General features: G+C 35.8%; 19 protein-coding genes. 1 reads left to right on the top strand and 18 read right to left on the bottom strand.

Annotated elements, in window-relative coordinates; all coding sequences use genetic code 11:
* Positions 1 to 47 precede the first annotated feature (47 nt).
* From QNH48_RS07640 to QNH48_RS07605, 8 genes are all read right to left on the bottom strand, one after another.
* Positions 48 to 1319 carry a M48 family metallopeptidase gene (locus QNH48_RS07640; RefSeq protein ID WP_283954425.1) on the bottom strand — a complete coding sequence of 424 codons (1272 nt, stop codon included), beginning with the start codon at positions 1317 to 1319 and terminating at the stop codon, positions 48 to 50.
* Positions 1320 to 1412: 93 nt separating this feature from the next.
* Positions 1413 to 1721 carry an AzlD domain-containing protein gene (locus QNH48_RS07635; protein ID WP_283954424.1) on the bottom strand — a complete coding sequence of 103 codons (309 nt, stop codon included), beginning with the start codon at positions 1719 to 1721 and terminating at the stop codon, positions 1413 to 1415.
* Complete coding sequence (locus tag QNH48_RS07630; RefSeq protein ID WP_283954423.1) at positions 1711 to 2442, bottom strand: AzlC family ABC transporter permease; 732 nt, start codon at positions 2440 to 2442, stop codon at positions 1711 to 1713. Before QNH48_RS07630 ends, QNH48_RS07635 begins: the two co-directional genes overlap by 11 nt.
* 120 nt (positions 2443 to 2562) lie before the next feature.
* Complete coding sequence (locus tag QNH48_RS07625) at positions 2563 to 4119, bottom strand: fatty acid--CoA ligase family protein (RefSeq protein ID WP_283954422.1); 1557 nt, start codon at positions 4117 to 4119, stop codon at positions 2563 to 2565.
* A gap of 305 nt (positions 4120 to 4424) precedes the next feature.
* Positions 4425 to 5444 carry a YheC/YheD family protein gene (locus QNH48_RS07620; protein ID WP_283954421.1) on the bottom strand — a complete coding sequence of 340 codons (1020 nt, stop codon included), beginning with the start codon at positions 5442 to 5444 and terminating at the stop codon, positions 4425 to 4427.
* Between the two features lie 25 nt (positions 5445 to 5469).
* Positions 5470 to 6540, bottom strand: coding sequence for a YheC/YheD family endospore coat-associated protein (locus QNH48_RS07615; RefSeq protein ID WP_283954420.1), 1071 nt, complete (start codon positions 6538 to 6540; stop codon positions 5470 to 5472).
* 285 nt (positions 6541 to 6825) lie between these two features.
* On the bottom strand, positions 6826 to 7602 hold the full coding sequence (locus QNH48_RS07610; RefSeq protein WP_283954419.1) for a hypothetical protein: 777 nt from the start codon (positions 7600 to 7602) through the stop codon (positions 6826 to 6828).
* 130 nt (positions 7603 to 7732) lie between these two features.
* Positions 7733 to 8461 (bottom strand): putative nucleotide-diphospho-sugar transferase, encoded by a 729-nt coding sequence (locus QNH48_RS07605; RefSeq protein WP_283955710.1) that lies wholly within the window; start codon positions 8459 to 8461, stop codon positions 7733 to 7735.
* Positions 8462 to 8721: 260 nt separating this feature from the next.
* On the opposite strand from QNH48_RS07605, the gene QNH48_RS07600 reads away from it, so the two are divergent.
* Positions 8722 to 9426, top strand: coding sequence for a glycosyltransferase (locus QNH48_RS07600; protein ID WP_283954418.1), 705 nt, complete (start codon positions 8722 to 8724; stop codon positions 9424 to 9426).
* Positions 9427 to 9499: 73 nt separating this feature from the next.
* Here QNH48_RS07600 and QNH48_RS07595 read toward each other — a convergent pair whose 3' ends face one another.
* The 10 genes from QNH48_RS07595 to hemE all read right to left on the bottom strand — a co-directional run bounded on the left by QNH48_RS07595 (position 9500) and on the right by hemE (position 22248).
* Positions 9500 to 10585, bottom strand: a complete 1086-nt coding sequence (locus QNH48_RS07595) for a polysaccharide pyruvyl transferase family protein (RefSeq protein WP_283954417.1) — start codon at positions 10583 to 10585, stop codon at positions 9500 to 9502.
* 43 nt (positions 10586 to 10628) lie between these two features.
* Positions 10629 to 11582, bottom strand: a complete 954-nt coding sequence (locus QNH48_RS07590; protein ID WP_283954416.1) for a glycosyltransferase family 4 protein — start codon at positions 11580 to 11582, stop codon at positions 10629 to 10631.
* A gap of 204 nt (positions 11583 to 11786) precedes the next feature.
* Complete coding sequence (locus QNH48_RS07585; protein ID WP_283954415.1) at positions 11787 to 14084, bottom strand: YheC/YheD family endospore coat-associated protein; 2298 nt, start codon at positions 14082 to 14084, stop codon at positions 11787 to 11789.
* 106 nt (positions 14085 to 14190) lie between these two features.
* Positions 14191 to 14928, bottom strand: coding sequence for a YheC/YheD family protein (locus tag QNH48_RS07580; RefSeq protein WP_283954414.1), 738 nt, complete (start codon positions 14926 to 14928; stop codon positions 14191 to 14193).
* A gap of 279 nt (positions 14929 to 15207) precedes the next feature.
* Positions 15208 to 16422, bottom strand: coding sequence for an ATP-grasp domain-containing protein (locus QNH48_RS07575; protein ID WP_283954413.1), 1215 nt, complete (start codon positions 16420 to 16422; stop codon positions 15208 to 15210).
* Positions 16423 to 16584: 162 nt separating this feature from the next.
* The gene (gene lplA / locus QNH48_RS07570; RefSeq protein WP_095248554.1) at positions 16585 to 17571 is read right to left on the bottom strand and encodes a lipoate--protein ligase; all 987 of its coding nucleotides are present in this window, start codon (positions 17569 to 17571) and stop codon (positions 16585 to 16587) included.
* Positions 17572 to 17587: 16 nt separating this feature from the next.
* Positions 17588 to 18322 carry an MBL fold metallo-hydrolase gene (locus QNH48_RS07565; protein WP_283954412.1) on the bottom strand — a complete coding sequence of 245 codons (735 nt, stop codon included), beginning with the start codon at positions 18320 to 18322 and terminating at the stop codon, positions 17588 to 17590.
* Positions 18323 to 18377: 55 nt separating this feature from the next.
* On the bottom strand, positions 18378 to 19799 hold the full coding sequence (gene hemY / locus QNH48_RS07560; protein WP_283954411.1) for a protoporphyrinogen oxidase: 1422 nt from the start codon (positions 19797 to 19799) through the stop codon (positions 18378 to 18380).
* A gap of 31 nt (positions 19800 to 19830) precedes the next feature.
* Entirely contained in the window at positions 19831 to 20763 is a 933-nt protein-coding gene (hemH, locus tag QNH48_RS07555) for a ferrochelatase (RefSeq protein WP_283954410.1), read from the bottom strand.
* Between the two features lie 438 nt (positions 20764 to 21201).
* On the bottom strand, positions 21202 to 22248 hold the full coding sequence (gene hemE / locus QNH48_RS07550; protein ID WP_283954409.1) for a uroporphyrinogen decarboxylase: 1047 nt from the start codon (positions 22246 to 22248) through the stop codon (positions 21202 to 21204).
* Between the last annotated feature and the right edge of the window lie 189 nt (positions 22249 to 22437).

Raw genomic sequence — 22437 nt, 5'->3', positions numbered from 1 at the left:
AAAAGGAATGGGAAAGGAGATAATTCTCCTTTCCCATTCCTTTTTGGCTATTTATTCTTCATTTTTACTTCATATTCTTCCAGCATAGAAATTCGTTCAAGCATAGTAGGATGACTGTAACGGAAAATCTTCACTAATAATGGCGGATTGACCTGACTTAAGCCTGAGCGGGTTAATTCTTGGAAAGAAGTAATGGCAGCGTCAGGGTTTTGGGTCATATTTATTGCATATCTATCAGCCCGTGTTTCTTCATACCGAGAAATTAAATTTGAAAGAGGACTGGCAGTGAACAGTAACATCGAAAGAATCATGAAAAAAAGTGGCAGGGATCGAATATCTCTTGCATCTGGGATTTTTAGTTCTTTCCCAAAACGTGCAATCACCCAATTCATAATTCGATAGGTCAGATATAAACCTAACAGTGATAGCAGTAAATACAAGGCTATTCCAATATATATATGATTTTCGACATAGTGACAGATTTCATGTGCCATGATAAATAAAATTTGGTCATCTGATAATTTATTTAAGGTTGTATCCCATAGTACAATTCTTGCATTTGCGCCAATACCGGTTACATAGGCATTTAATGAATTTGTCTCGGCAGACATATTTACTTCAAAGACATGTTCTGCTGGAATTTGAGCCTTGTCTGCTAAATCCAATATCTTTGTTTCTAATTCTTTATTTTTCAAAGGATAAAAATCATTATATAACGGATCGATAACTACCGGCTGTAAAAACATCATGAACAGTGTAAAAGGTATCGATAAAGCCCAAGCATAGAGCCACCAGCGTTTAACACTTTTTTTCATCAGCCAATATAATACGGGAACAATGACCAGTAACGTTCCATAATTGATCCAAAAATCAATTAGTTCTTCCTTCATCCATAACGCAAAGCTTTGTGTGGAGATGTTATACGTTTTTGATAAGGAAAAACTAATATAGCTTAAAGGGAATGTCGCCACAAAAGCAAAAAATGAAAGCCATATAAGGTAAATAGCAGTTTGAAGAAACTTGTACTTAGAAGAACTCTCTGCCCATTTTTTAAACGCCTTCGAAAATCCAAATAATAAAATAAAAAAATAGAAAAGCCATTCAAATGGTGTTGAAAGAAAGAATAACAAATTCCTTATTTTCGAATACTCTTCACTCAACATTAACTCTCTGCCATTTAAAAAAGTTGCCGGGTCTGCTTTTGTTCCTTGATATTCAAAAGGCAGGCTAATGTCTGCGAAGTGAAATAAATACCAGTAGAAAAATAACCCATATAATGCATAGGCCAAAACTGCATAGAATCCCATTTTCCTAACCATGTAATATGTTGTCCCTCCTTTTTGTACAACCTCTCTATACATAGTTTAGTTAAAAAGATAATATTTAGAACAAAAAAAGCCGGATTTACCGACTCAAAGAAAATAAGAATATAGGGCAAGGACTGTGATCGACCCTAAAACCACAATAATGACATTTGCCCCTAAGAAAGCTGCAGCAAATGCGGCGGCAGCCCCTGCTATTCCATACCAAATATCATCCTTTTGCAGTAAAAGGATTGCTGGGAAAATTAATGCTCCCAATGTTGCATATGGGACGTTTTTTAGCACGCCTTGGATAAAGGGGGGAAGCTCCCTACCTTTAAACAATACAAACGGAAGCATCCTTGGTATATACGTAACTAAACCCATCCCAATTATCATCCACACAATTTCACTTTTCATCGTTAACACCCCAATGCTTTGCCTTCACCATTTCAATCAGTTCCATTAGAACAGCAGACAGAATCGTTGAGGTCACAATGGACCATCCTTGTGCCATCATACCGCCTAGTGTAAAAATCGAATTAAAGATTGCGGCAAGTGCAGCTAGAAATAACACTTTACCACTTTTTTTCAAAGATGGTACTAAGAGACCGACAAACATCGCATAGAGGGCAATTCCCATACTTTCTTGTAATGTTTGAGGAAGACTTGCCCCTATCAAATGACCAACCCCAGTAAATATAACCCAGCTTGAATACGCCAATAAATTTACCCCAAACATGAATCCAGTCGAAGCTGTTCCTTCCTTGGTCGCCACGACTGAAAATGTCTCATCGGTAATTCCAAATGAATAAACCATTTTATTCCCAAGATGGTCATCTTCACATTTTTCATTTAAAGTTGTCGACATTAGAAAATGGCGAATGTTTACGATAAAGGTTGTTAAAACAATTTCAAGTATCCCAGTCCCATAGACAATCAAGCTTAATGAAATATACTGTGAAGCACCAGCAAATACAATCATACTCATTAACACAGATTCATATATAGATAGTCCAGTTGTTTTAGCAAGGAGACCAAAGGTCAATGCGATTGGAAAATATCCAATCGCAATGCTTATCCCTGCCTGCAGACCCTTTTTAAATTCAGATGATTCCTTTCCGATAGCAATCTCAGACACTTTATTATCCCTTCTCTCTGCATAGTTTAAAAATAAATTTTATCAAATTTTCAGAAAAAATGAAATAAAAAAACATGGCGAGGATTCAGCCATGTTATTTTCCTTATATCTATCATGTCTTTATACGGTCTGATTAATCTGAGTTTTTAAAGCTCTTCGCAAAATTTTTCCAGTTGTGTTTTTTGGAAGTTCTTCTAGGAACTCAATCGAAGAAGGAACTTTATACTTCGCTAAGTGTTCTCTACAATACTCGAGTAAATACTCTTCGGTCGTATTTGAATTTTTCCTCACAACAAAGCATTTTACTGATTCTCCAAATTCTGAATCTGGCACGCCAAGAACGGCCGCTTCTACTACATCAGGATGGTTATAAAGGACTTCTTCAACCTCACGAGGATAGACATTATACCCGCCAACTATTATCAAATCTTTCTTTCTATCAACGATATAGAAATAGCCCTCTTCATCCATTCTTGCCAAGTCCCCTGTATATAGCCAGCCTTCACGGATGGCTGCAGCTGTTTCTTCCGGCATTTTATAATAGCCCTTCATGACATTCGGACCAGAAACAATTAATTCACCAACTTCTCCAATAGGAAGTTCCTCTCCTAGTTCATTAACTATTTTGTTTTCAACATGAAGAATAGACGTTCCAATAGAACCAGCCTTACGCGGTCGATCTAGCGGATTGAAACAGGTAACCGGTGAAGCCTCCGACAAACCATAACCCTCTGAAACAGTGACATTAAATTTCTTTTCAAAATTATTAAGCAGCGCAACAGGTAAGGAGGCACCGCCAGAAATACATAACCTTAATGTTTTGAAATCAACAGGATTAGCATCTGGATATTGATAAAGGAAATTATACATGGTTGGTACTCCAGCAAAAACAGTTGCTTCATACTCTCTTGCCAAATCGAATATTTCCTTAGGACTAAATCTTGGCGCGATCAAGATGGTTGCTCCACTTAGCAATGGTGCATTTAAAGCTACAGTTAAGCAGAATACATGGAACATAGGAAGGGTTGTAATGACGCGGTCTTGATTATTCATCTTTAAATAATCGCCGACATCACTTGCATTGCTGTATAAATTTTTGTGTGTCAGCATTGCGCCTTTTGGTTTCCCTGTGGTCCCAGAGGTATAAAGAATGATCGCGGTGTCATCATCCTGCAGCTCAGGTCCTTTAAAGGAGAGATCACCTGACCCAACCACTTCTGTAAACGATTTCATTTTAGGGTAAAGGGTAAGTGATTCAATATTATGCTTAGCAATTCCATTTTCACTTGTTTCACAGAATATAAAATTCTCAACCTTAGGCAAGAAAGCATGAACCTTTTCGGCTAAAGGGATGGCCATATCCAGAGCAACTGCAAGCTTTACATCACCGTTATTTAATATATATCCAATCTCATCTGCTGTGTATATAGGATTAACTGGAATCACTGTAGCCCCTAACCGTAATGCCCCGTATAATCCAATGACAAAATGCGGTGAGTTTCCAAGTAATAAAGCAATATGATCCCCTTGCTTTACTCCTAATTTTTCTAAGCCAGAAGCGAACTTTGTAATCGCTCCATCCAATTCAGCATATGTAGTTCCTTGTCCCATAAAATAGTAAGCAGTTTTGCCCGCTGACTCCTTGGCAGTTTCCTGAAGTTTTGATGATAAATTCATAATTTACCTCCTTTGTGAATGAATGTTCATTCACTTAATAATAACAATTTTCTAAATATATTATATTTAAAGAAATTTAAGTATACAAGCCTAAAGTTCCAAAAGGATACAAATTTCTACTTCGCACCCTACCCATAACAAATATCGCTGTTTTACCACACTTTAACAGTTTGTAATATAGAAAGGGGATTTTGGACGTTACTAGGCATGCTTCATCATCGAAAAGAGCCCTAATACCGATAATAACGAAATTGTAACGGTGAGGGCATTCGAAAATATCCGCATTTAAGTTCTTGCGCTTCTTTTTACGGGATACTATTTTTATTTAAAAGATATTTACAATAAGGAATAAGGCGTTTGGCAACGTCAAATTCCCTGTTTTTTGAACCTGGTCTCCAATTCACTTCAAATAACCATAGTCTTTGGTTTGTATCAATACCAACATCTATACCAAGCTCATCAAACGAATGTTCATATAAAGTATCTAAATGAGTAGAAAAGGTTAAAGCAAAGACCTCAAGGTTTTCCTTAACTTTTTTCGAATCTTCATCAAATTCATCTTCTAAAAAGGAGGCTAATTCTCCCCGGTAGCCACCACTGCTTATATTACTAATCATTTTTGCATTTCCACTTATACGAGGATAAATTAAGGTGATTTCCCATTTCCCTTCACCATTTTTTTGAACATGTAATCTAAAATCATAAGTAAGACCACTTTTTGTTTTACATTCAATGAAAGGTTGCATCAGAAACTTTTGTGCTGCAATAATTGGACAAAAGTAACTGTTAAGTTCCTTTTCATTCATATACATGATGTTGAATCCTTCTGTTACTCTAAACTGTTCCTCCGTTTTTTCGATAAAAAACACCTTTTTCCCATGATTTCCAGATAAAGGTTTTATTACGGCTCTCGGTTGATCTTTTAAAAATGAAATAAGTTCTTCTGCCTGGAGTAGCGTAGTGGAAGGGATTAGATAGGAGGCGAACACTTTTGCTTTTTTCACTTTTTTATATACTTTCATTTTGTTCCCTACTGGAAAGCTTGTTAAAATCGCATATTTTTTTATCTTCTTTAGTATGATTTTCTGGTTCTCCGTTTTTGGGTTGCAGCTGTTTATCACAACAGAAGGAAAATCTACTTGTTTTTGAATCCACTTCCCTTCCTCATACATCCAACCCTTAATCTTCATGTTGTCAAAGTCCACATTATTAAATGAAAAGTAAAAAAAGTGAACCCCTTCCATTTTCGCAACGGCTGCAAAGGGATACGCCTTTTTTACATCCACAGGATTTTTCCGGAAGTGGAGCATACCGATACCTTGCAAATAAATCACATCCCTTGACAAGTGTCTAAATTATCTTGGAATCAAAAAGATACCTCGCATAACTGATTGGTGTTGTATATGTTGCTTTCCATACTTCATGCATTTGAGCTTTTTTAAATGTTATTCTAAGATCGCGGCAATTACATTCAATAAACATGGGAAAACCTTCAGTAGTTAAACCAATATCCAGCCCTACATCTGCTAGGTTAGGGAAATACTTATTTAATTCAGTTACTGCTTTAATTGAAAAGTCTTCAATAGATTGATAGACTTCGTTGAAATCCAGGTCAGAATAATCGGATAATAGTTCAGTAAGCGTTTTACAGGTACCACCTTTTGCAACATTGGTTACATAATTTCCTATTTTAGCAACCTTACCAACCACACCTGTTACCTGCCATTCTCCTAATCCATTTTTTTGGACGGAGACACGTAAATCAAAAGGGCTTCCTTGATACTGTGCAAGCTGAATTCGTTCCTGAATGATGTAATTTTTATTTAAGACCTTTTTACGAATGATGTCTGGCCAATCGTTAGCAAATGACTCTCTTTTCTGGTTATAACAAACTTCCCAAAATTCACTATCCTTTTTTTCAACCATAACGACCCCGCCGCCTAGACTTCCGCCACTCGGCTTAATGATTAGCTGTTTATGCTTCTCCAGCATTTCTATGAAATTCAACGAACTTGCACGTTTCGTTTCAGGCAAATGGGGCTGCAATTCTTCATTTTTCATTAAAATCTCATGAACACCCCATTTTCCATAACGATTCCTATCATTAAAAATAATAACCCCCGTCTTTTGAAGATTCTTTATCTTTATCTTTGATTCATTCCTAAAAAAAAGTCCTCGATTATGAATAATTTTGGGTATGGTGATAACTTTCAATTCATATTTTCCCTTATCACCTTTTACTAACGCATTAATTTGATCTGTCTCAAGCTTTATATCTTTTAATCGAAAAAAGCAAGGACACAGCCCATATTGTATACAGGCCTCTTCATAAAAACTGATTTGCTCTAAATTAGACCTGTTAGTCTTAATTCCACTATATATCAACCCACCTACTAATATTCCAACTGTTGGAGTATTCATATTCCTAATCTCCTTTTTTTCTATAATCCGTCTACAGCTTTCGAATAACGAAAAGGTGTAACAAATAACAGTCTCAATAATGTGTCATGATTCTGATAATGACTTATAAAAACCATTGGATTTACCTCAGCTAATAAAACATAAAAAGTTTACTTATTATTACATGCAAATATATATCCTTTGCCACGGCAGTTTCCCTATAATAAAAAAAACAGCAAAGAAGCACCTACAAATAGCAAGTCCCTCTTGAATACTTAATCTTAATCTATTATTGAATAACTCATTCTACTTTATTTTATAATATTCATAAAACCAATCCTGGAGATTTTCAGAAATGGCCTGATACCTTTTTGCAGAAATGGAACTTCTTATTTTTCTTTTCATAGTAGTATTGTTGTCTCCATGAACAACAACCCAGGTAACAAGTGGGTAATTCACCATTTTGTAGTTTTTATTATTAAGATAATTTGTAACTTTCGCATGTGCAAAAATTACCCATTTAAATTTAGACTTCATCACGTCTCTCTTCATAGAGGTGCGAGGGAAATCATTATTACGAAAATAAAATATTGCACTGCTTCCACATGCTTTATAAAAACGTTCCCTTACCCATATCTGTTTACTTTTCATATTGGCCATGCAACCTGAGTTCATAACAAATGCATCTGTAATCGAATGGGACCTAATATATTCTACAAATCGATAGTGAACCCAATCATCTGCATCTAGAGGCATAAAGTATCCTGAGAAACCGCTTTTCCTTAAGAAAGCTCCAATCACTCTACGTTTACGAAATTTGTCACTGCTATATTTACTAATGGAGGTTGGGGGAGAGAAACGAACAGGCAGCCATGTAACAAGCTCATGGTTCATTTCTATAATAGTTGGTTTTTCATGACCAGCGATGACTATCCTAAAATTTTGGTCCGTATTGTTTATGATTGACCTTAGTGTTCTAGCTAAATTGTTTTGAACCCTTGTCCAATTTCGGGATGAACTTTTACTTTTTAGCGAAATAGCAAAGGCAACTTCGACTTCATTTGATTTGTTATATCCAGCCATTTTTATCTTCTCAAAAGGGTTTGTTTCACATTGTTATTTCGAGCTGAGGGTTCATATCATCTTTCTTAGTTTTCTTATTAATCGTTGTCCCTCTTTTCATTTATTATTTCACCACGACCCATCAAGAGATTTATGGACTATCCGCCTTACTAGGAAGAGTTTTATATTTTTCGATATTTCTCAAAAATAAATTATAGCTTTTCCTCATTCTTTTTAGTCGTTTCCACCACTTTAATCCACAGTGATGTACAATAATTGGTTTTTTAGCGACATCGAACCGATTAGGTCTACTGTTCCATTTGACATGTAAACTTCCAATTAGGGGCGTATATTTAGTTGGACCATTATAAGATAAAATTCTAATATTTCTATTCCTAAAACCAAGAAGCTTTAAGAAGGCTTGTTGATCCCACCACTCATCACTTTGCTTCTTTTTGTGTCTCCAAACAGCCTCTAATATTTCAATCGCTTTTGGATTACGTTTCACCACAATTACCCCTGAATTTGGGAAAAGCGGTTTTCTTCTAAAATAACTTGTCATATAAACAACATGGTCAGTAGTTAATTCACTTCGGATATCAACTCGTGGATCAACAATAATGGTATCTGAATCCATCCACATGACAATTTCGTAATATTTTAATAGGTTATAAAGCAAAAAAACTTTATGCTTTTTAGCCATTTCATTTGGGAGAAGTTTTTTATTATAAAACAAAGTATCAATACCATGGAGTCTTCCGTAATACTCCACCGTAGGTTTCATTATTTCTAATGCAGCCACATGATTCTTACCGGTAGCCAGACAGCATATTACCATATTGCTGTTTGGTGTTAGTGAAAAATCATAAGAGGGAATCATTTTTTTCACTCCTTTAAATCCCATTTTAGAACGTTTATTTTCTCGAATAAAAAAATCCTCAAATTTGAATGGTAACAAAATTTTGGCGGCACAAAAATCAGGGAATTTCTTTATATACTATTCATAAGAAAAGGAATTGGCAGGGTATATTCTCATATTTCCTCTAGATTTCTAACCATTTTTCAGAATTATTGGTCTTTGCATAACACTTTCACTGCTTGACTCATATACTAAAAAGAAATGTGGAAGGAGGGTTTATTATGGTGACATTAATCGCATGTACAATTCGTGATAACATGATGAATAATATATTTGAAAACTTTTCTAGACAAAGGTGGAAGGAAAAAGAATTAATTATTATTCTAAATAATGACAAAATGAAAATTTCAAAATGGCGGGAAAAAGCTTCAAGTTATGCAAATGTGACAATCTATCAACTTCCGCAAGAGAAAACACTAGGAGATTGCTTAAATTTCGGTATTGAGAAAGCAAAATTTGATATTGTAGCCAAGTTTGATGACGATGATTACTATTCTCCTTACTATTTAACAGAGGCTATGGAAGTTTTTAATAATACAAATGCACAGCTGGTGGGCAAGGGAAAATCATTTATGTATTTTGAAAAAGAAAAACTATTAACCATTCGAAAACTTGGTACTGAGAATAAAGCGGGGAAAAGCTCTTTGAAAGGCGGGACTTTAATTTTCAAGAAAGAAATCTACCCAAGGATTAAGTTCCCTTCTATAAAAGGCTCAGGGGAAGACAGTGGGTTTGTACGTATTTGCAAGCGCAGGAATGTGAAAATTTATACAACAAGCAGGTATAACTATGTTTACATTCGAAGAAGCAATCGGAATTTTCACACCTTTAAGCAATCAAATGCACGATTAAGGCGAAGAAGTTATATCATCGGAAGAGTAGAAAACTTTGTCCAATATACAACAAAAGCATTTGGAAATGACTAGGAGCTTGATACTGCAAATTTTAGAAAATAAAAAAACAAGCCCACTTAAGGGCATGTTTTTTATTTGATATTTTTTAATAAAATAAATTTTGATTAAATGGAGTTATTAACTTTTGACTATATTTTTGTTTATGTTTATTAAATTTATTTATTATTTCTTCACGATTGGCATTAATATACAGACTTACTCCATTAATTTTTTGTTTAATGTTTAGCGATTCTGTGGAAATCACTAACTCTTTAAGGTCAATAGAATGGGCAAAATCTAAATCTTTAAACCTATTTCCAAGAGAAATATAAGGAACACCAGAAGCACAAGATATTACACTAGCATGCAATCTGTAATTAATAGTGAAATGAAAATATTGCATTAAACCCATTAACTCATTTTGATTATACAACCTGGTATCATGAATAACGTTTACATTATCATTTATTTTCCTGTAAAGCCGATTGCTTACTTCAATATCTTTTTTCCATAAACTATACATATATATTTTATAGCCCTGCAGAATATAATCTTTAAGTGTGACTGCTAATTGGTTTTCAACCTCTATTTCATGCATATTTCTTAACTTATCTTTGTGAATGGCCCAATTAACACCTATTATTTTTTCATTATTTCCCCATAAAAAACTAGATGTGCCATTATCTACACCTAAAAGTAAGCCAGGATCTCCACTAATTTCTACTTTGTCCATATTTGCTCCAATTGCCTTTAGAAACTTGTAGGTAAGTGGACCTCTAACCCCACACCAAACTGAATGTTCAATAATTTCAATTAACATTTTTCTATTATTCTTGTCAATTATATTACGAACATCAAAATCTTCTTGAATATGAAGGTTATCAATATATTTTTTGGGAATCCGATCGATTCCACTCCCCCATATTATCACTTTTTTATTTTGTTTAACGGCTTTATAAATATAATTGATATAGGAGAAGGACGGTGTTAACAGAGAGCCTCCACCTAGTATATATATATCATACTTGTTATCAAACCTTTTTAAGGCTGAGAAAGAATATGGAGAAGTAGCTGAAATTTGATATTTGTTCGTATCAAGGTACTTCCCACTCATTTCTTCGAATAGGTCAAACAATAATTCATCTCCTAGGTTATTATGACCAAGAAAACCTACATACAAAATTTTTTTCATGTACCCACCCCTTCAAAAGCAATGATATCTACAAATTCCCTAATTATTTTTTATATTCCTTAATTGCCTTATGGATAAGCTTCTCAAAATTATCTGTCATAACCTCAGCTGAGAAATATTGAATGACATACTCCCTTAATTTTTTGGGAGGCGGAAAATGACTACGTTGAAGGATCGTAACCATTTCATTTAAATTATTACAAGTTAGCTCTGGGAAACCATTCATTGTCTCCAGTACTCCCCCTTTTCTAAAAGCAATAACAGGGGTACCACAGGCCATTGCTTCAATTGGTACCAATCCAAATGGTTCACCCCAAGTAATTGGAAAAAGGACACATTTTGCTTTAGAAAGTAGTTCCATTTTTTCTTCACCACCCACCTCCCCTATATATTTTATTTGCTCTCCATCAATGTGTGGCTTAACCTCCTTATTAAAATATGCAATACCTTTTTTGGGTACATTACCTGCAATAATTAATGAATCCCCTGTAGCTTTTGCTGCCTTAATTGCCAAATGTGTCCCTTTTGATTGAATTATTCTTCCAAGTGATAGTAAGAAATTCTCTTTCTGCTCCAGATATGGATAATCATCGACACCGATTCCATTATGAACAAAGTAGCCTTTCCCATTTCCCTTATGTTCCAATAAATATTTACTAACATATATAGGAAATTGCACATTAAACTTAATGGCAGAATGAATTGAACATAAGGTCGGAATTGGGAGTTTGGCCGTGGCAACAAACCCTGCATGGTCAATAATTACATCCACACCATCAGGAAGATTTTTTTTAACAAAAGGTAATAGATTCTTTGAACTATTCTTTGGATAAGGAATCAATTTACCTTTACATTTTGATCCCTGTTTAGCAAAAACAATGACTTCATGACCACGATCAATCAAACAATTCGTTAAATAATGTATATCACGCTCCGTACCACCGTAACCAATTGGCGGCACTGGAATAATATTTTTAGCTATTTGTACTATTTTCACAGAATAATCCCACCACTCTTTTTAAAAGACTCTAAAAAACACATCCTTACAGGTAAAAATACTGCTCTTTCTAGCATTTTATACCCCTTCAACAATCTATGTACATAGTGTTAAATTGGTGTGGACAACTCTTCATTAAAAAATTGGTAAGTAAAAATAAAACAGGCCTTATACCAGATAGCCTGTTTTTTACACATTTATATATTATGATTTGAAGTGGGAATTTTTATTATTATATGTTTCGCAGGAGCTCCACACCTCACTTTCACTTACGCTAAATCCTTGTAAATGAACAGCATAAAAGATGGGCTGAGAGCGTATTTTCAAGTACATTTCATAGTCCATTTCTTTAAAGCCTTTAAAACTCGGAAAAATATTTGCCTCAATAATCCATGGAAACCCCTCTTGATCAAGACCGATATCTAAACCAAATTCTGCATAATGTTCGTCTTTTTTATCTATTAAATTACAGAACTTCTGACACAGATTTATAATACTTTCATTAATCTCATCGTATGATTGATTAATTCCTGTTCCAATTACTACTTCCTCCAAGGTCATTGCTTCTCCGCCTCTTGCAATATTGGTTAACACCTCATTTTCACCGGCAACCCTGCATTCGATACCAGAGCACTTCCAGCTTTTTATATCATATTTTTGCATAACTACTCTCACATCCAAGGGGCGGTTGTTTATTTTCAGAAGCGGAATGTAGGTTTGATACAAATATTGCTTATTAAATATGTTCAACTTCTTTAACATTTCCCCTAATCCCTTGGTATCAGGAATCAGATACCGGCGTAGAAACTCATTTTGATGGTCGTATAGGATATACCCATCATCTTGTTTTTGATTTTTTTCCAAAATAAAGATGCCTCGCCCTCGTGAAAGGCTAACGGGCTTCAATATAACCTTTTCCCTATCCTGAACAAATTCAATTAAATCGTCGATTTTTTTCAACAGATATGTGGCCGGGACATGGTTACGAATTTCCTTTTCATCTTTTAATAAAATTAGATCAGATTTCTTAAAGTAATGGGAATTGAATAAATTCTTATTTGTCATTTCAATTAGCTGATTAATTCTATCAAGATTTTGATGGAAATTTCTACGGTACAAGGCAGCTGGAATCGGAGCAGAATCATATCTCCACTTTTTTTCAGTAGGATCATACATCATCCCATAGGCTATCTTTTCCTCCCAATCGATGGAACGCGTGGAAAAGGCAATAACTAAGCCGCCAAATTTCTCATATTCCATGAGACGGTCAGAGTATTTTTCCATATAAGTTGGATTGTACAGTTGATTGTTTTCCCCTAGTAACAGCCCAATGGATGGACCAATTATTACTTTATCGTTTGATATCTTTAACTGATATATCAAGTCCATAGGGATATGCAGCTTCCTTAAAAGAGAACTAGAGATCATTACTTCTGCAGGATTGGTATATGAATTTTGTTTTACAGGAAAATCCCTTTCAATGATGTCAATTTTACATGTTTGTTCATTAATTCCAAACTGGATGGAGATTTGGCCACTGGTGATTAATTTTGACTGAGGCATTGGTAATTTCAGGCACATTTCCTTGTCCTGAAACTCCTTAAATTTGATCCAGAGATTAATACTTTCCTCATTTGAAAGCATTATCTGATTATCTTCAGATTCTGGAATTGATAAAAGTTCGGTTGATTGTGATGGATAAGCAAGGCTATATTCATTACTGATTTCATCGTGAGCATTCTTTTGTTGTAGTAGTTCCTTGGCAACCTTGAATGGGAATTTACATATTTTTTCACACATCTTAATGTTATATTCAAAAATATCTTTAACAATGGTATTAATCGAACAGGTTGAACTTAAAGAATAGCTACCATTTTTATTTAATGAAAATACAATGCCAATCTCGAAAATTCCAGGGTAATATAAGTGAATGATATCTAAAACCCTTTGGCTGCACTCCCATAATACATCCAATGAGGCATCTTCGAGATAGTATAATTTTTGGTTGGAATCTTTTGCGTACATAATCGGGGATTTCCATTTATTATTTAACTTTTTTTGACCTAATACATATAAAGTAAATAAAGTATTGTTAGCGTCGTTTTCTTCCTCAAAATCTATTTTTAAATCAGAATATGAATCTAGTAATGCACATAATTCTTTTTTCTTTATTATATGGTGTTCATTAAGGACTTGAAATTTGGGGTGGTTAGAAAGTTCCCTTAACTTTTTGTTATACTTTTTTTTATAAAATATTGTTGGGTTATAAATAATTGATGGGATGTCAACTGTATCCTTTTTTATCATAGAATTATTCTGAATTTCAATTGCTTGCGTTTTTAAACTCTCGAGGGAAATATCAGTAAGTGTAAAGAATTGAATTTTAAGGTCTAACTCTCGACCCTTCTTCGCATAAATATGCCAAATTTCGTCCTTTTTGTTTTTTTGGCTAAATAACTTACTCCATTCCCTTTTAGAAAGCAGTACACCAACCGTATTCATCCTCTTTCCTCCGCCTCCTAATATAAATAGGCAATTAGGACCTTTACCATAATTTATATTCAATTCACATTAAAAGGTATAGGCAGATGTTATGCCTATCCATTTTTCATCCTCTTTTATAAGATTTAATGGTTTCATATGAGCCATCATTTAATAATTTAAACATGGATAAAGCAGGTCTTAGGTTTGCTTCTATAATCCAGACCTTCCCTTCTAAATCAATACCAAGATCGATTCCATATACACGTTTTTTGGGATAGGAATTTGCTAATTGCCCCGCAATCAACACGGAAACTTCCTCTAAATCCGCGACAATATCTTTAATTTTTTTTTCATTGTTTATCAGTGATTTTTCAATAGCATCTTCCACTGATAAAACAGCTTTTGCTACGTTAGTAACAACAAAATTATTTGCTGCCACTTTTGCAAGTTTACCAGTTACTACCCATTCCAAAGAATCCTTTTTCTTTTGTACCATTACCCGAACATCAAATGGATTATTATTTATCGTTGCAAGTGGAATTCTTTGCTGGACGATATACCGTTGTCTTTTTCTTGGAAAGTGATTCTCTTTTAAGTAATCGTAGATGTTCTCCTTTCCTTTTACAAATGATTTCCTGCGTTCAATATGAAGTTCGAATTCTTCATCTAATAATGAAGAGATTTGGATAATTCCTCTCCCCTGATAACCAAAGCATGGCTTTACCATTATTTGATTATATTTGTCTAACATTATATTCAAGGAAGTTTTATCCAAATATTGTGTATCAGGCAAAAAGGAAGCAAGTCTTTCATCCTCAAGCATCAATTTATGTTTTGTCCATTTCCCAACAGAAACACGCATTTTATTTCCCCTTCCTAATTAAAAATAGCCAAATTTCTCGGAACAAACCAATAAGGTTGTTTCGGAAATCTGGACAACATTGTAGGATCGGACGAATTCCCATATGTCATTTCCACTTTCAGTTTATTATTCACTCATAATTTATTCTGAAAAATTGAGAAAGCTTGGACTTTTAAGCAACAAGCATACAAATAATAAATTAACCAAAATACAAGTAAACCACGGTTTCAGTAAAAAAATAACGTTAAAAAGACCCCCATAAACCAGTGTGGGGATCCTTTACTCTCTTCTTAGGTGAAAGGTAATCTCATTCGCTGCCTGCTTTGCAATATTTTCTGCTTCTTCGAGCGTATCTCCTCTGGCAATTACATACGCATAGCGGTGTCCCATTGATAAGGGAGGTATTACATAAGTTCCACTCTTCGGCTTGACGTATACTTCTACCACACCAGGTGTAGCCGCTGCCCTTCCCTTGCCTGTTACCTTTTCTAAAATGCCTTTATTATCAAGGATGACATACTGTGTAAAAACATAATGATTTGTGAACTTTACTAATGAAGGAGTCTCTCCTATTAACAACTTTAGTGTTTCTTCCACTAAGCTATAACCAAAAGCTGCTTGAATCATCTTGTTCATTGCCCCGCCGGAAATTCTAGGATTTATTTCAATTAGTCTCCAGCCATCCTCCGTCAATCTTAGTTCCAAATGAAAGGCACCATTTTGAAATTCTAAAGAGGTCACGATTGTTCCAATTAATTCAAGTAAGCTTTCTTCTAGATGTCGCGGTACTTCTGCTAACACCCCGTATCCCGTTACAATAAATCGTTTCCCCATTGTAATTTCTTGCTTAATTACGGCACCAATTAGAACCCTCCAGTTGCTGACCAGAACCTCCACTAAATATTGGTCTCCATTCACATATTCTTCAATGATGATGGTTTCACTTGAATCTTTGGAGCGCAGCATATTTACGTTTTTTTCTAGTTTCATCATATTTTCTGCAAAGATGACGTCCCTTGAGCCAGTTGAAGAAGCACACTTCACTACCACCGGGAACATTAATATCTGGTTAGTTATAACAAAAGGCATGTCTTTTGTTATTAACTTAAATCTTGGAGTGAATGATTGGTTAGTAAAAAAAGTTCTAGTTTTTTCTTTATTTTCCATAATAGCAAGAGCTTCCGTTGATAAATAGTTTTCGCAGTATTCGTCAGCCAACATCGAGGCAGTCTGAACGTATTTTGCGACAAAACTGGTAATAATTATTATTTCATTTCCACGATCCATCAATATATTAATTTGTTTTTTTATCTCTTCGATATTGCTAAGGTCCACAAAAATCAGTTGATGAACATCTTTATATTCACTTCTTTGCTGGATTTGCTTTTCCTGATTGGTAAAAACAACTGTATAATAACCTAATTCATTTGCAGCTTTCACTGCCTCTCTGCTTGACCCGGATTTATTTAAACCGATAAATATAATCGTCCCCATTATCCTCACTCCTATTTCCCATGGCAAAGATGAACGCCCTATATATTATGAAGGAATTTGAGTTTTGTATTGAATTTTACAAAGGGTTTTATACCTTGTATGTGTCAACATACCGGATAGAAAGCAAAAAAACACACGGTGAATATTTCACCGTGCTAAACTCTAATAAATGAGGTTGATAAATTCTTCTTTTGTTACATTTCCAAAATAAAAGGTTGTGTCGACATCTTTAAGCGCTGCTTCTAACTCGTTCTTTTCGTAGCGAACATGCTTCAGTTTATTCTCGATCTCACTTACATCACCAACACCAAAAAAGTCACCATAAATTTTACAGTTTTCAATAACACCTTTATCCACATCTAATCGAACATCAATTTGCCCCACAGGGAAACGATGCGAATGCTGGAGGTTAAACTTTGGCGATTTCCCGTAGTTCCAGTCCCAATTTTGATAGCGTTCTTTAGAAAGCTGGTGAATTTTCTCCCAATCCTCTTCTGTAAGCACATACTCCGTTACTTCTTCCCCTTGAAAAATAAATTTCAGTAAGGAAGAACGAAATTCTTCAACAGATAATTTCTCTGTCAGAAATTCTGAAATATTAGCCACTCTGCTGCGGACTGACTTGATTCCCTTGGATTCAATTTTATCCTTTTTCACCCTTAAAGCGGAGACAATGTGATCCATTTCAGAATTAAACAGAAGTGTTCCATGGGTGAACATACGGCCTTTTGTTGAGAATTGGGCATTCCCAGATATCTTCCTTCCTTCAGCTAAAATATCATTTCTGCCACTTAATTCTGCATTTATCCCCATTTGTTTAAGCGCTGCAATAACCGGCTCTGTAAATTTGCGAAAATTATGAAAGCTGTCCCCATCATCTTTTGTAATAAAGCTATAATTTAAGTTGCCAAGGTCATGATATACGGCTCCGCCGCCAGACAATCTTCGTACCACATGTATACCATTGCTCTCAACATACTCTGTATTTATTTCTTCTATTGAATTTTGGTTTTTTCCAATGATAATGGATGGCTCATTTATGTAAAATAATAAATATGTTTCATTGATATCAAGATTTTTCAAAGCATACTCTTCAATGGCGAGATTTATACGTGGATCGGTGATGCCTTTATTATCGATAAATAACATACTATCCTTCCCTTTCCTATAGTGAAATGGTTTGAAATTCATCTGCAAGCTTTATTATACCAGTATATTCAGTACTTGCCTCATCGATAAGCTTAGATATATCTCCGTAATGGGGAAGATGGGTTAAGATTAATTGTTTAACACCTGCTCTTCCTGCAAATCCCCCTGCATCAATGCTATTCATATGACCTGCAGACTTTCCATTTTGATGCTGATAGAAATTACATTCACATAATAATAGATCCGCATCTTTGCCAAACTCAATAAATTCTTCTTTAAAGGAGCTGTCACCTGTATACACGAGTGATTTCCCATTTCCTTCTATTCTCATTGCATAGCAGGGTACGGGATGGTCTGTTTTTAAGAAGGAAACCTGGAATGGTCCGACAGTAAGAATCTCATTAGGCGAGTAGGCAATTCCCTTCGTGATTTCTTTATAGGTTAATTTTGCAAATTCTGATTGGTCATAGGAGTGTCCATAGATAGGCAGGGTCGGAAAACTCTTCCCTAAAAAACCCTGAATTAAGCGGGCATGCTGTAATACACCTATATCTGCAATATGGTCTGGATGATAATGAGAGATTAACACAGCATCAAGCATTTCCGGCTCAATAATATTTTGCATTTTCGCAAGAACACCACTGCCACAATCTATCAACAAATTAAACCCTTCATGTTCAAGTAAATATCCTGAACTCGCCCCATTTTTTGGAGGGTATCCACCCCAAAGACCAATAATTGTTAACTTCAACTTTGTACCCCCTCATTTATAAAAAAAGAAGCTATTAATAAAACAGCTTCTTAGTTTATGCTTTGACATTTAAATACTCTAATACACCTTTTACTGCGGCTTCACCTTGGTCTATACAATCAGGAAGTCCTACTCCACCAAAGGATGCGCTGGCTAAAAAGACTCCAGGCAATTCAGATTTAATATGCTTTCTAATGGTCTCAAGGCGTTGTTTATGACCCACGGTGTATTGCGGCATTGAATCTTTCCAGCGAGAAACGATGGCAAAATCAGGCTGCATTCCAATATCCATTGTCCTGCTTAAATCATCCATTACAATCTTAATAATCCTATCATCAGAAAGTTCTACAATTGTTTCGTCCCCGGCTCTTCCTACATAACAGCGCAGCAGCACTTTACCCTCCGGAGTAGAGTGTTCCCACTTTTTATGTGTCCAAGTACAGGCAGTAATAGAATAATCACCATTCCTAGAAACAACAAATCCTGTTCCATCTAAATCCTTTTTAATGGCTTCTTCAGGAAAGGCAAGGGCCACGGTGGCAACAGATGTAGAGGGGACTGACTTAAATGGATCAAAAAAATGATAGTCTGAGAACATTGATTGCGTAATCTTATGCGGTGTTGCCGCAATAATACAGTCAGCAGCCATTGTCTCACCGTTATTTAGATAAAGCTCATACTGCTTATTTTTCTTTGTTATTTTATCAACCCGATGCCCTTTTAGGATAGAATTGGGGTCTATCTTCGCTTCAATCCCTTCAGCGAAGGACTGCAAACCAGACTTAAAGGTTAAAAAAGCACCCTTTTTCTTCTCGGCTGGTTCTTGTGTTTTCGGTTTTGAAGGCGTAGTCTTTTTCATCCCTAAAATGAGGCTCCGGTGTTTTTGTTCCACCTCATAGAATTGCGGGAAAGTAGACATTAAGCTCATTTGATCGATATCACCGGCGTAAATTCCCGATAATAACGGTTCAATTAGATTCTCTACCACCTCGTCGCCTAACCTTCTTCGAAAAAATATTCCTAAAGACTGGTCAATATTACCTGGTGATCTCGGTAAAATAAAATCTGCAGCTGCTCTGACCTTCCCCGGAATGGAGAATAACCCTGTTGTAATAAATGGGCCTATTTCAGTTGGGATTCCCATGATCGAACCCCCAGGCATTGAATGAAGCTTGTCATCGACAAGAACATAGGATTTCCCTGTTGAATTAGAAACTAATTGCTCCTCCATTCCTACTTCCTTTGCTAGTCTGATCATGCTCACTTTTCTAGCAAGGAAGGAATCAGGACCTTTTTCAATGGTAAAACCGTCCCTTATTACGGTTTGCATTTTACCTCCGAGACGGTGAGATGCTTCAATAAGTTTGATTTCGAAAGGCAGCTTTTTTTCATTGATGACTTTTTGAAGGTAATACGCTGCAGTAAGCCCTGCAATTCCTCCCCCAATGATGGCTACCTTCTGTTTTTCTTCCGCCACGGATGTCACCCTTCTTTCTTTTCGATTCTGATTAGTTAGCTAATCTTTTTAAGATAACAGTAGACATTGCATCAATTAAATCATCATGTGCGTTTGGCATTGCAGGACGATAATAACTCGCTCCAACTTCTTCGGCAACAATTCTACATTCGTAATCGTTGTCATAGAGGACTTCTAAATGTTCACAAACAAAACCAACAGGTGCATAAACAAATGCTTTGTATGGGTGTTCTTTCGCCAAGTCTCGAGTTAAATCCTGTACATCGGGTCCTAACCAGGGATCTGGTGTATTCCCTGCGCTTTGCCAGCCAATCGCATAATTACTTATTCCAGCTTGCTTTGCAATTAAATCAGCTGTTTCTTGAAGCTGACTTGGGTAAGGGTCTCCAAATTGCAAAATCTTCTCAGGAAGACTATGTGCTGAGACAATCATCATAGCGTTATCTTTTTCTTCTTGAGGCATTTGCTCATAAATTTCTTTTATTTTTTCTACCCAGTAGGTAATAAATTTTGGTTCATCATACCAGCTGTCAATGGATGTGATAGTAATACCACCGAGTTTGTCCGCTTCTTCCTTTGCCCTGGTATTATAGGATTTAATACTAAATGTTGAAAAATGCGGCGCCAAGACTATACTAACAGCTTCTTTAATCCCATCTGCTTGCATGTCCTTAACAGCATCTTCGATAAATGGTTCGATATGCTTTAAGCCAAGATACATTTTAAACTCTATTTCATCCTGGACCCGATTTAAATGTTCTTCTAGTTTTTTAGCCTGCTCAATTGTAATTTTTGCTAGTGGTGATATTCCACCGATTGCTTCATAGCGGCCACGTAATTCTTCTATCATTTCTGGACTAGGCTTTCTTCCATGCCGAATATGTGTATAATAACGTTCTAAATCATCTAAATGATATGGGGTTCCGTAAGCCATTACGAGTAATCCCATTTTCTTTATAGTCATCTTCCGCACCTCGTTTTTAAGTCTTGTTGCTCATTTAAAATATGGCTGTGTTAAATTAGTCTGTTGATTTCCGCTCCAGTCACTTCGCTTTCCGCGGGCGGTACGGGGAGCCTCCTCGGCGCTTAAGCGCCTGCGGGGTCTCCCCTGCCCCGTCCTCCCGCAGGACATTGAATTTTTTTACATCCACGAATCCGCCCAAGCACGAAGATAATGCGATAGCATTTTCGAGGAGTCTTCGTGTCTGGAACGAAAATCAACAGAGTGCCAAAATCAAAATTAAGCTTTAACACAGCCTAAAATATAGTACCTTGTCCAATATTAGCTTCAATTCACCGATTGAGAGGGCCTCTAATGATTTAGGGCCCTCTTTTTTTCATGCATATTATATTGTGCCAAAAAAACAGCTATCTTACCAATATTAACACTCGAATAGCGTTTTTATCTGCTGTGTTTTGTTGCGGAATACTCATGAACAAATGAGGTTAATCTTTTTAATGTTTCAGGTTTAACAGACGGGAATACCCCATGGCCAAGGTTAAAGATATAACCTCCCTGCGCCATGCCTTGATCTAGGATGGCTTTAGCTCTTTCTTCAATCACTTCCCATGGTGCTAACAGGATTGCTGGGTCAAGATTACCTTGAACCGTTTTTTGAATTCCTAACTCTCTAGCTTGTTGAATCGGTAAACGCCAATCCAATCCAACGACATCAAGTGGCAGGTCATTCCACTCTAAAGCAAGATGACTCGCTCCTACTCCAAACATAATGAGTGGAACATTCTCTTCTTTCAGTTCTGTGAAAATTCTATTCATGACCGGCTTAATAAAGTAGCGGTAGTCTTCAACATTCAAAGCCCCAACCCAAGAATCAAAGATTTGAATCGCTTTCGCTCCAGCCTTAATTTGTGATTTCACATATGTAATAATCATATCAGCAAGCTTTTCCATTAAAGCGGACCATGCTTTCGGTTCAGAGTACATAAAAGCCTTTGTCTTATTATAGTTTTTAGAAGGTCCGCCTTCAATCATGTAACTTGCAAGTGTAAAAGGGGCCCCAGAAAATCCAATTAACGGAACAGACAATTGTTCTTGAGTTAATAATTTAATCGTATCTAAAACATAGGGTACATCCTGTTCAGGATTAATTTCACCCAGTTTTTCAACATCTGCTAATGAAGTGATTGGGTTATCAATAACAGGACCAATCCCTGATTTTATTTCAACCTGCATTCCAATCGCTGGTAGCGGAGTCATGATATCCTTATATAGAATTGCCGCATCAACATTGTACTGCTCAACTGGAAGGCGGGTTACGTATGCACATAGTTCAGGCTGGTGAGTAATTTCAAACAAAGAGTATTTTTCTTTAATCTCTCTATATTCTGGCTGCGAGCGTCCTGCTTGACGCATAAACCAAACGGGTACGTGGTCTGTCTGTTCCCCTCTTGCTGCTTTTAAAAATGTTTCGTTGATTTGCTTGGTCATCTAAATAAATCCACCTTTCGAAAGACATGTCTGATTATATTCTAATATATGTAGCAAAAAATTAAAAACTTCATAGAGTACAACGCACTCTTTTCACTATATCGGTTATTCCTATTTGTGTATAGGTAACGATGACAAGTGTCAAAAAAAAGTCGTTTTTACGTTTACTATTTCTTCAAAACCCTTTCA

Source organism: Neobacillus sp. YX16 (assembly GCF_030123505.1).
Lineage (GTDB): Bacteria > Bacillota > Bacilli > Bacillales > Cytobacillaceae > Neobacillus.
The sequence above is the reverse complement of the archived record's forward strand: the minus strand, read 5'-3'. Positions and strand labels throughout refer to the sequence as shown.